The following is an 8466-nucleotide window of genomic DNA, read 5'->3' on the forward strand; positions in this document are numbered from 1 at the left end:
TCTGCAGGCGCAGCGGGCGGAACTCTTCTTCGCTCAATTCGCCCGACAGCCGGCGACGCACCTGGTCGCGGTACTGCGCGACGCGTTCGTCGACGATCGTCTGGTCGTACTGGTCGTACTGATACATTCGGGGACCCCAGGGTTTCGTGTTGACCGCACGGCGTCCTAGCCACGCCGCGCCCGAATTCCACATCCGTCCGCACCGAGCTGCCGGCCGTCTAGCCCTCGGCCCGCTCATTTGCTAATGACGAATACAGATATCCATATTTGAAAAACCAGGGTGAATCGTAATAAACTCGCTTTATATATCAAACGACTAAAAAATTCTTTCCATATGCGGAAGGGTTATATATGAACCTGCACCAATTTCGCTTCGTGCGCGAGGCCGTGCGCCAGAACTTCAACCTCACCGAGGCGGCCAAGGCCCTGTTCACGTCCCAGCCGGGCGTCTCCAAGGCCATCATCGAGCTCGAGGACGAACTGGGCGTGGAGATCTTCACGCGGCACGGCAAGCGCGTGCGTTCGCTGACCGAACCGGGGCGGATCATCCTGGCCTCGGTCGAGCGCATCCTCCAGGAAGTCGAGAGCCTGAAAAGGGTCGGAAAGGATTACGCAGCGCAGGACCAGGGCAACCTGACCATCGCGGCGACGCACACGCAGGCGCGCTACTCGTTGCCGGCCGCGATCGCCGAGTTCAAGAAGCGCTTCCCGAAGGTGCATCTGTCGATCCTGCAAGGCAGCCCGACCCAGGTGGCCGAGATGGTGATCCACGACCAGGCCGACTTGGCGATCGCCACCGAGGCGATCGCCGACTACAAGGAGCTGGTGTCGCTGCCCTGCTTCCAGTGGCATCACGCCGCCGTGGTGCCGGCCGATCATCCGTTGCTGGAACGCCGGCCGCCCTCGCTCGACGACCTGGCCCAGTACCCGCTGATCACCTACGACGACGCCTTCGCCGGCCGCAAGAAGATCAACCACGCGTTCGCGCTGCGCGGCTTGTCGCCCGATATCGTGCTCGAGGCGATCGACGCCGATGTGATCAAGACCTACGTGGAGCTCGGGCTCGGGGTCGGCATCCTGGCCGATATCGCCTTCAACCCGGAGCGTGACCGCAACCTGCGGTCGATCCCGGTCGGGCATCTGTTCGGCAGCAACGTGACGCGGGTGGCGCTCAAGCAAGGGGCGTATCTGCGCGGTTATGTGTATACGCTGGTGGAGTTGCTGTCGCCGACGCTCAACCGCAAGCTGATCGAGCAGGCGCTCAAGGGCGAGGCGGAGTCTTACGAGCTGTGAGCGGGCGCGGGCTGGCCTATTTATATGGATGGATCATGGAGGACGCCCGTGGCAGCTTCGGCGCTTGCCGGGCGACCGGATTTCCGCCATAATCAGCGATTCGCCTGCGCGCAATCGCACGTGCAAGGTCTGAATTCTCTGCCCAGGTGGTGAAACTGGTAGACGCAGGGGACTCAAAATCCCCCGCCGCAAGGCGTGCCGGTTCGATTCCGGCCCTGGGCACCAGTACATAACTTCGGGAAAGTTCCTGAAGCCCTAAAACCCGCGTCAGCGCTAGGCTGTCGCGGGTTTTTTCGTTTCTGGAGGCTCCGGGTGGAATCGCCCCCCCCAATTCGGGGTGGAGATTTGTCGATTTGGGCGATACCGCTAGTGAGTGTCAGCGTAGCCAAATTGCAACCGGGACCTGCTGGATTGACCTTGAGCAGCCTCGGTTCTGCAGTTTGAAATTGCGTAAGCCCTTGACTCAAAAGTATGTGTTGCGCGCAGGTAAAGCTTCCATGCGGTACTCAACGAGAACCGTTAGCGCCTCTGCCTCGGTGGACAAGCATGCACCGATCGATCACGCACGATCCGGCAACGTGCAGTCGGCATCGAGCGTCGGCATATGCAGCAGCTTCGCCTTGTACTCAACCAGCCGATCGTCCGATACATCGAAGCGCCGCAGCCAGTCATCGCTTTCGGCCGTCGTGGCGAAATACGGTGATGCCGAGCCTGGCCGGCCAATTTGCAACTGCCACACGGAAGGAACGCGCACCGATTTGAGGGCCGCGTTGAGGATCACGTAATTGGGAGGCGGAACGGGTGGCCCGTTCTCATCGCCGTCGGTCGACGAGCCAGCTTCAGGGCGCCGGCCGGCCTGGATCACGACGCCGCCGTTCAGATCGTAGAGCGCGTACCAGTTAGGAGGCAGTTCGTTTCGCAGGGTATCGAGCCCACCTGCCTTATCGAGCAGTTCCTTGTCGAGCGCGGTAAGCCAGCCGACTGTCTTGATGCCGTCACGCAGTCGTGCCGCCTGCAGTAGCGGTTCGCCAACGTCGAGGGCCATCATCTGCTTGGCGAGCTGATATTCCGTCGGCACGTTTGCCGCGGTTTTCGCGAGACTGAGATTCAATGCGTATCCGGCATACCCACTGACAACTTTGAGCCGACGGGCGAAGTCTACGAACAGTGTCTGGAACGCAGCAGGGTTTTCGGCGACGTACAGCAACGACGTGGAAAATGTCAGTGCGTTCAGACCAGCATGCGGGCGAGCCTCGCGCCAGCGTTGCTGACCGAACACCTGAAAATGCCAGAACCCCGCGTCGGCTGAGGCATCCCCCGACGTGACGTATGCGGTCAGTGCAGCCTTGTCGGAGTAGGACGTAAATGTGCCGGAGGGAAGGTTTCCGCCCTTGATCCTGATGGGTTCCTTACCGTCCCGCCAAAGCCAGTTCAATTCGTCCTTCGCGATCTCGCGATATTGCTCGTAGCACTCCGATATCGCCCGGCGTACTTCAGGGTCCGCAGCGTTCCGGAAGAACAGTGCGCCACGCACAGCGACGGCAGCACCGACATAGTCGTGCTTGTCGGTCGGCTCGAGCGCTCCTCCGGAAATCAGCGCTTCGAACTGATGTGCTTTCGCGTATTCGATGAATGCTTTGTCGGTCATGTCAGTTAGAGAACTGGAACGGGTACCGAAGGCGGCATGCCACCTCCTGGGGCGGAGCCAGCCCCGGTTTGGTTGAGCAGTTTCCTCACCTGCCTTCCAATCGACGAAAAGGCGTCGCGCAGCGCATCGGCGGTCGGACTGGATGACTCTTCGCCTCCGTCGTCAGGACAGCCACAGGTCGCCGGATCGAGTTCGGTGACCTTCGCGTGCGGGCCCGCGATTTCCCGGTAATCCGCTATCTGCTCGATGTCACGTCTATCCGGCGGGAATTTCATTTCGACCACGCCGGACAGATTATCTTGCGTGGGCGGCTTTCCGGGATCTTTGACGACCACGACATCAGGTCGTCGAATCCAGCCAACGCCAGGGACGTAGCCTTCCGGGTGGTGAGCCTTGATCCAGTTCGGAATGAACCCGTGCGGCTCGAGCGGATTTCGCGACGACATGATGGGCGCGGGCGGGTATTCGTTCATGTTGTAGCTGATTTCGGGCTTGTAGATGCTATCGCCCCTGGCATCCAGCGCGTTCAGCTTCGTTGCCACGCATGCCTGCTTGAGTCGGGCGCCGATGATGCTGATGTTCGGGCCTTTCTTGCATTGGCAAAGCGCTCCGCAGAGTATTTTTTTGTCCTGTTGATCGAGATCGCCGCCGAGATACACCTTAGTCGTCGTGCCTTCGGTCGACGTTCCGCCGGGGACGTCGTGGCTCATTCAGGCTTCTCCCGACCAAAGACCAGGGAGGCTGGCGAGTCTGCGTGATGCCACTGAGTGTAGCCGTCGGCATCGGTTGTACCGCTGATGGTCTGGCCTTCTGGCGTTCGCAAACTGTACGGGCTGTTTACGGCCGGCTGCCCGTTCGCAGCGACGACCTGGAATCGACCGCGATAACGCTCCGCAGAACCATCGGCCTCATGCCGAGCTGATATCGTGGTTCCACCAGCACTCACCGGAATGTTCGCGACAGCATTGCCCTGGCTAGCCATCAGCGTCGCGCCACATGCGGTCATGTCTCCCTGGAATGCCGCTTGCCGACCGTCGAAATTCATGCCGGGATTCTTGCTGGTGACGATCGGAAATACTCCCTTGCACTTCGGGCAGGTAACCATCGTGCCAACAAACGCAATCGGCCGACCGTCGATGAAAGTAATCGCTCCGGACGACAGTACAACGCCGCCGTGGGAAGTCGTGTCGCCTTCTCGAATGAACGCAAAGCTCATGGTGGATCCCCGGACAAATGCACGCGAGGACTCTATAGGTGCAGGGCAGGAGCGACCAGATCGCTGATGCCGCACGCAGCCGAGATTCGAAGCACGATCGAACCATGGAGCGTGTGCATCTTTTTGCATGAACGGCGCCGCGCCAGCGGCGTTCTATCGCGCGCCGATGCAAGCCCGACGTGGCTTTCGGAGCGACGCGCCACGCGCCCTCTCCAATCGGGAAACCGGCAGCATCGCAACGCCGTCACATCAGATAGATGTGCGTCGATGTCACGTCGATTTATGCTTTTTTTGCTCGCGCATCGAGCCCGCATCACTCGACCGCATCTGGCATCCACCGCCTGAATATCTGACGTATCAGATCGACCGGTTGCCCTCCAGCGTCCAGAATCGCCCAGTCCCGTCCAGAGATCGACATCCCGCACGCAGCAACACCTCAGCCTCCATGAGCCAGTCGTCATTCCTTACTGTCGAAGGTGAACTCGCCAGGCCCTCGTTGCTGCCGCTGCTGGGCCTGCCGTTCGGCCGGGAATGGACCATCGGGAAATCGGCCTCGCCGTGTCCCCTCGGCTATTGCGCCACGCTGTGGACATACTGCATCGACGTGATGGCACCGCATCCATCATGTCGTTGGGGCGCTACCACATGCGAATCCGCCGATCCGCTCGACGTCCCCATTGCGCGTATCCCATCATCGCGCGGCCGCTCCCCGATCCGCCTCGTGCCGAAACGACGAGAAGCCACGGCGTCGCTCGGTTCCATTACCTCGCGCATCTCCCTGATCAAGCTCATGCCGCGACCGCGATATCGTTCGATCGCCGTCAGCGCCGTGGCCGGCATGGCAATCGTGCTCGCCTGTCTGATGATCGGCTCGCCATATCGACGGACGCAGCCTCCCGAGGCGGTGACGGCGGACACCATCTCGCCGGTGCAGGCAGCACCGTCGACAACAACGACATCGAAGCACGCCGCGAAACCACGCCAACCCGCTTCGCCGAACGTGATTGCGCAAGTGCCGCGAGCAACCAATCCAAACCACGTCGCGCGTAGCGATCGACGCAAAAACGCCGTGACAAAAATGTCACGGCGCCAAGAAAACAAAACCAGGACATACACGGCTACGGCAATGAAGCCTTCATCGCCTGACACCACGCGTCGGCACGCGAAGCCGCAAAGAGCATCGATCAAACCTCGCATCGCGACGGCTGAAGAAGCCGCAATTCTCGAGGCCTCGCCAATCAACGCGCTGCCGCTCGCGCCGCGCGCTGCAGCGTCCTTGCCGCAGATCGACTGGATGCCGCTGATGAAGCACCGCCGGCTTACCGAAGACAAGCGCTTCAGCCGCTAAGCCCTTATGCCCCTCACGTCGGGCACGGGACCAGTCACGCCAGCCAGGATCGTCCCAGCTCTGCACGCAGCGCATGCTGCAGCCCCTCATCCTTCCCGCACCCGTCCAGGCTCCGAAACGCTTTCGCCTCGGCCTGCTGCAGCAGCGCAAGCTCCTCGCGCAGGAAATCCAGCCAGGTTCGTATCTTCGCGTCCACATACTGCCTCGACGAATACAGCGCCCAGATCACCTCGCTGGGCGAGCGGCATTGCGGCATGACGCGCACGAAGTCCCCCGAGCGCAGGCCGTCGATCGCCGCATGAACGGGCAGCACGCCGATCCCCATTCCCTCGCGAATCGCCACCGCCATCGCTTCATGGGAGTTCACGCGAAACGACGAAGCCGCCCCGGCGACGTGCTCCGGGCCATCGGGGCCGACCAGTTCCCACTCGCTCCTGCCGGGCGCCGGCGCTTCATAGGCCACGCAGGCATGCCTCGCCATGTCGGCGATGCGGTGCGGACTGCCATGACGATCGAGATAATCGCGCGAGGCGCACAGCACGCCGAAGGTCTCGCCGAGCCGCACGCCGATCAGCCCTGAACTCGGCAGCTCATCGTCGCCGACCACCACCGATACGTCGAAGCCCTCATCGAGCAATGCAGGCGCCCGCTGCGACAAGGTCATGTCGAGCAGGACGTCAGGGTAGCGCTGCCGGTATTTCGCGAAGACCGGAATCAGATAGTGCTGGCCGAGGCTCACCGCGCAATGCACGCGCAGGCAGCCGCTCGGATTGACATTGGCGTCGCGCGCCTCGGCTTCCGCTTCGTCGAGGTAGCCGAGGATCGAGCGACAGCGATGCAAGTAGCGCTCGCCGGCTTCGGTCAAGGCAAGCCGCCGCGTGGTGCGGTTCAGCAAGCGCGTGTGCAGATGGGCTTCGAGCGCGGCAATCGCACGCGACACCTGCGGAATCGTCGTATTCAGCAGGCGCGCCGCGGCGGTGAAGCTGTTCGCGTTCGCGACGCACACGAAGATGCGCATGTTCTGTAGCTTGTTTTGCATGGTTCACGGCCGGGGAGAGGACGGCATCGCGAGCCGGACGCGGCGACGGCGACGGCGACGTGGCTGCGCTACGCGATGCCGTATCCACAAAAGGAGGAGAACTGAGCAATTCATCGAGCCGGATCGACGACACGTCACCTCGACCCAAGCTCGGACAATTTCTCGATGGGAAACGACACACGCATGTTATGCGCCATGCCGCGCGACGATCATGCGAAGCATCAAGCCAAACGCTGCACAGCGGGCCTTGCACGCCGGTCTGCCACCCGCTTGCTACAATGCGCGCGCCATGGATCTCGAAACCATTCTCTATTCGCAGGGCTTCGGCTCGCGTCGCCAGTGCCGCTCGCTCGTCGAGACGGGGCGCGTCTCGATCGACGATGTCGTCCGCGACGATGCCGATGCCGACTTCGCCACCGACGATCTCCATTTCGACGTCGACGGCACGCGCTGGCCCTATCGCGCCCAGGCCTATCTCGTGCTGAACAAGCCGGCAGGCTACGAATGCTCGCGCGACCCGCAGCACCACCTGAGCGTGTTCTCGCTGCTGCCGCCGCAATTCGGCGCGCGCGGCGTGCAATGCGTGGGCCGGCTCGACCAGGACACCACCGGCTTGCTGCTGCTCTCCGACGACGGCCAGTTCGTGCACGCCTACACTTCGCCGAAGAAGAAGGTGCCCAAGACCTACCTCGCCGAAGTCAAGCACGCGCTCGACGAGGCGCAACTGGCCGCCCTGCGCGAGGGCGTGCTGCTGCATGGCGAACCGAAACCGATCGCGGCCGTCGCCGCGCGGGCACGCGAGCTGCGCAGCCTGGAGCTGACCGTGCTCGAAGGCAAGTATCACCAGGTCAAGCGCATGGTGGCCGCCTCGGGCAACCGCGTCGAGGCGCTGCACCGCGAGCGGGTGGGCGGCTATACGCTGCCGGCCGATCTGGCGCCGGGCGGCTGGCGCTGGCTCGACACCGCCGACCTGGCCGCCTTGCGCGCGGCACCGCCGGCCGCCTGAACGCGCCACGCTCCCCTGCGTTGCGCCGCCCCGACAAACGCGTTGCATTGCAATATGGACGCGCGACAAACCGCCGCTATACTCGAATCACAAGAAGAAAAAAGAGCACAACGAGCGGGTCAGGGGAAGATCATGAGCATCAACAGTCCATTCGAACTTTCGACCGTGATACTGGTATTCGCGGTGATGGGCGCGGTCGCGATCGGCGCGCTGCTGGCGACGATGCATCTGCGACGAAAATATCATCCGAACCTGATTGGGGCGCTGATCGGCGCCCTGCTCTGCTTCCTGTTGATCGAGGCCTTGCCCGCGATCATCTGAGCGAGCCGAGTTCGCTGTCCGCGGATACGGTACGCAGGAAGTCGTCGACGGTCGGATAACGCAGCGCGAACCGCAGTTCGCGCTTGAGCCGCGTATTGACCAGCCGGCGCGATTCCCGCATGAAGGACAGCAGCACCGGCTCGAGCCGCGTCTCGGCCTCGGCGCGCGTGATGCGCGGCGGGCTGGCGCGCCCGCTGGCGCGAGCCACGCGCTCGAAATACTCGCCCATCTTCATCTCGGTATCGTCCGAGGCGTGCACCACGCGCGCCGCGCGGCCGCGCACGGCCGCCGCGAGCAGGATGGCGGCCAGGTCGTCGGCGTGGATGTGGTTGGTATAGACGTCGTCGGCATCGACCAGCGCCGGCGTGCCGCGCTCGAGTCGCGCGATCGGCAGCCGGTTGGCGGCGTAGATCCCCGGAATCCGCACGATCCGCGCCGACAGCGCGCCGCGCGCCGTGGCCGCCCGCAGTTGCCGCTCCGCCGACACGCGCCGCACCGCGCGCGCGTTGGCCGGCCGCACCGGCCGCGTCTCGTCGACCCGCGCCCCTGCGCAATCCCCGTCCACGCCGCTGGTGCTGGCATAGACCAGGCGCAG

9 protein-coding genes and 1 tRNA gene are annotated in these 8466 nt (G+C 63.1%); 5 read left to right on the plus strand and 5 right to left on the minus strand.

All coding sequences use genetic code 11. The features are described from left to right. The first annotated feature begins 351 nt into the window (after positions 1-351). Together F3J18_RS33795 and F3J18_RS33800 are read left to right on the plus strand one after the other, a co-directional pair. On the plus strand, positions 352-1293 hold the full coding sequence (locus F3J18_RS33795) for a CysB family HTH-type transcriptional regulator (RefSeq protein WP_013699099.1): 942 nt from the start codon (positions 352-354) through the stop codon (positions 1291-1293). A 140-nt stretch (positions 1294-1433) separates the two neighbouring features. Then, a tRNA-Leu gene (locus F3J18_RS33800) sits at positions 1434-1518 on the plus strand. 334 nt (positions 1519-1852) lie between these two features. Here the strand turns inward: F3J18_RS33800 and F3J18_RS33805 are convergent. The 3 genes from F3J18_RS33805 to F3J18_RS33815 are packed head-to-tail and all read right to left on the minus strand — an operon-like array spanning position 1853 to position 4157. Beyond that, on the minus strand, positions 1853-2941 hold the full coding sequence (locus F3J18_RS33805; protein WP_166916445.1) for a type VI immunity family protein: 1089 nt from the start codon (positions 2939-2941) through the stop codon (positions 1853-1855). Between the two features lie 5 nt (positions 2942-2946). Then, the gene (locus F3J18_RS33810; protein WP_166916447.1) at positions 2947-3651 is read right to left on the minus strand and encodes a VRR-NUC domain-containing protein; all 705 of its coding nucleotides are present in this window, start codon (positions 3649-3651) and stop codon (positions 2947-2949) included. Next, on the minus strand, positions 3648-4157 hold the full coding sequence (locus F3J18_RS33815) for a PAAR domain-containing protein (protein WP_166916449.1): 510 nt from the start codon (positions 4155-4157) through the stop codon (positions 3648-3650). The genes F3J18_RS33810 and F3J18_RS33815 overlap by 4 nt, the downstream gene beginning before the upstream one ends. A 127-nt stretch (positions 4158-4284) precedes the next feature. On the opposite strand from F3J18_RS33815, the gene F3J18_RS33820 reads away from it, so the two are divergent. Then, positions 4285-5505, plus strand: coding sequence for a hypothetical protein (locus F3J18_RS33820; protein ID WP_166916451.1), 1221 nt, complete (start codon positions 4285-4287; stop codon positions 5503-5505). Between the two features lie 34 nt (positions 5506-5539). On the opposite strand, the gene F3J18_RS33825 is transcribed toward F3J18_RS33820, so the two are convergent. Continuing rightward, positions 5540-6544 carry a LysR family transcriptional regulator gene (locus F3J18_RS33825; protein WP_036038511.1) on the minus strand — a complete coding sequence of 335 codons (1005 nt, stop codon included), beginning with the start codon at positions 6542-6544 and terminating at the stop codon, positions 5540-5542. 289 nt (positions 6545-6833) lie between these two features. On the opposite strand from F3J18_RS33825, the gene F3J18_RS33830 reads away from it, so the two are divergent. Beyond that, on the plus strand, positions 6834-7550 hold the full coding sequence (locus F3J18_RS33830; protein WP_166916453.1) for a 16S rRNA pseudouridine(516) synthase: 717 nt from the start codon (positions 6834-6836) through the stop codon (positions 7548-7550). 132 nt (positions 7551-7682) lie between these two features. Further along, the gene (locus F3J18_RS33835) at positions 7683-7871 is read left to right on the plus strand and encodes a hypothetical protein (RefSeq protein WP_013699119.1); all 189 of its coding nucleotides are present in this window, start codon (positions 7683-7685) and stop codon (positions 7869-7871) included. On the opposite strand, the gene F3J18_RS33840 is transcribed toward F3J18_RS33835, so the two are convergent. Beyond that, on the minus strand, positions 7864-8466 hold a 603-nt coding region (locus F3J18_RS33840; RefSeq protein ID WP_345892542.1), incomplete at its 5' end, for an NAD-dependent epimerase/dehydratase family protein. The genes F3J18_RS33835 and F3J18_RS33840 overlap by 8 nt on opposite strands.

The sequence above is a fragment of the Burkholderia sp. Ax-1720 genome (assembly GCF_011753035.1).
Taxonomy (GTDB): Bacteria; Pseudomonadota; Gammaproteobacteria; order Burkholderiales; family Burkholderiaceae; genus Burkholderia; species Burkholderia gladioli.

Bases quoted from the DNA above. Each gene is read 5' to 3' on its own strand.
- F3J18_RS33805 (WP_166916445.1), bottom strand. From the start codon at position 2,941: ATGACCGACAAAGCATTCATCGAATACGCGAAAGCACATCAGTTCGAA.
- F3J18_RS33795 (WP_013699099.1), top strand. From the start codon at position 352: ATGAACCTGCACCAATTTCGCTTCGTGCGCGAGGCCGTGCGCCAGAAC.
- F3J18_RS33820 (WP_166916451.1), top strand. From the start codon at position 4,285: ATGAACGGCGCCGCGCCAGCGGCGTTCTATCGCGCGCCGATGCAAGCC.
- F3J18_RS33815 (WP_166916449.1), bottom strand. From the start codon at position 4,157: ATGAGCTTTGCGTTCATTCGAGAAGGCGACACGACTTCCCACGGCGGC.
- F3J18_RS33810 (WP_166916447.1), bottom strand. From the start codon at position 3,651: ATGAGCCACGACGTCCCCGGCGGAACGTCGACCGAAGGCACGACGACT.
- F3J18_RS33830 (WP_166916453.1), top strand. From the start codon at position 6,834: ATGGATCTCGAAACCATTCTCTATTCGCAGGGCTTCGGCTCGCGTCGC.
- F3J18_RS33835 (WP_013699119.1), top strand. From the start codon at position 7,683: ATGAGCATCAACAGTCCATTCGAACTTTCGACCGTGATACTGGTATTC.
- F3J18_RS33825 (WP_036038511.1), bottom strand. From the start codon at position 6,544: ATGCAAAACAAGCTACAGAACATGCGCATCTTCGTGTGCGTCGCGAAC.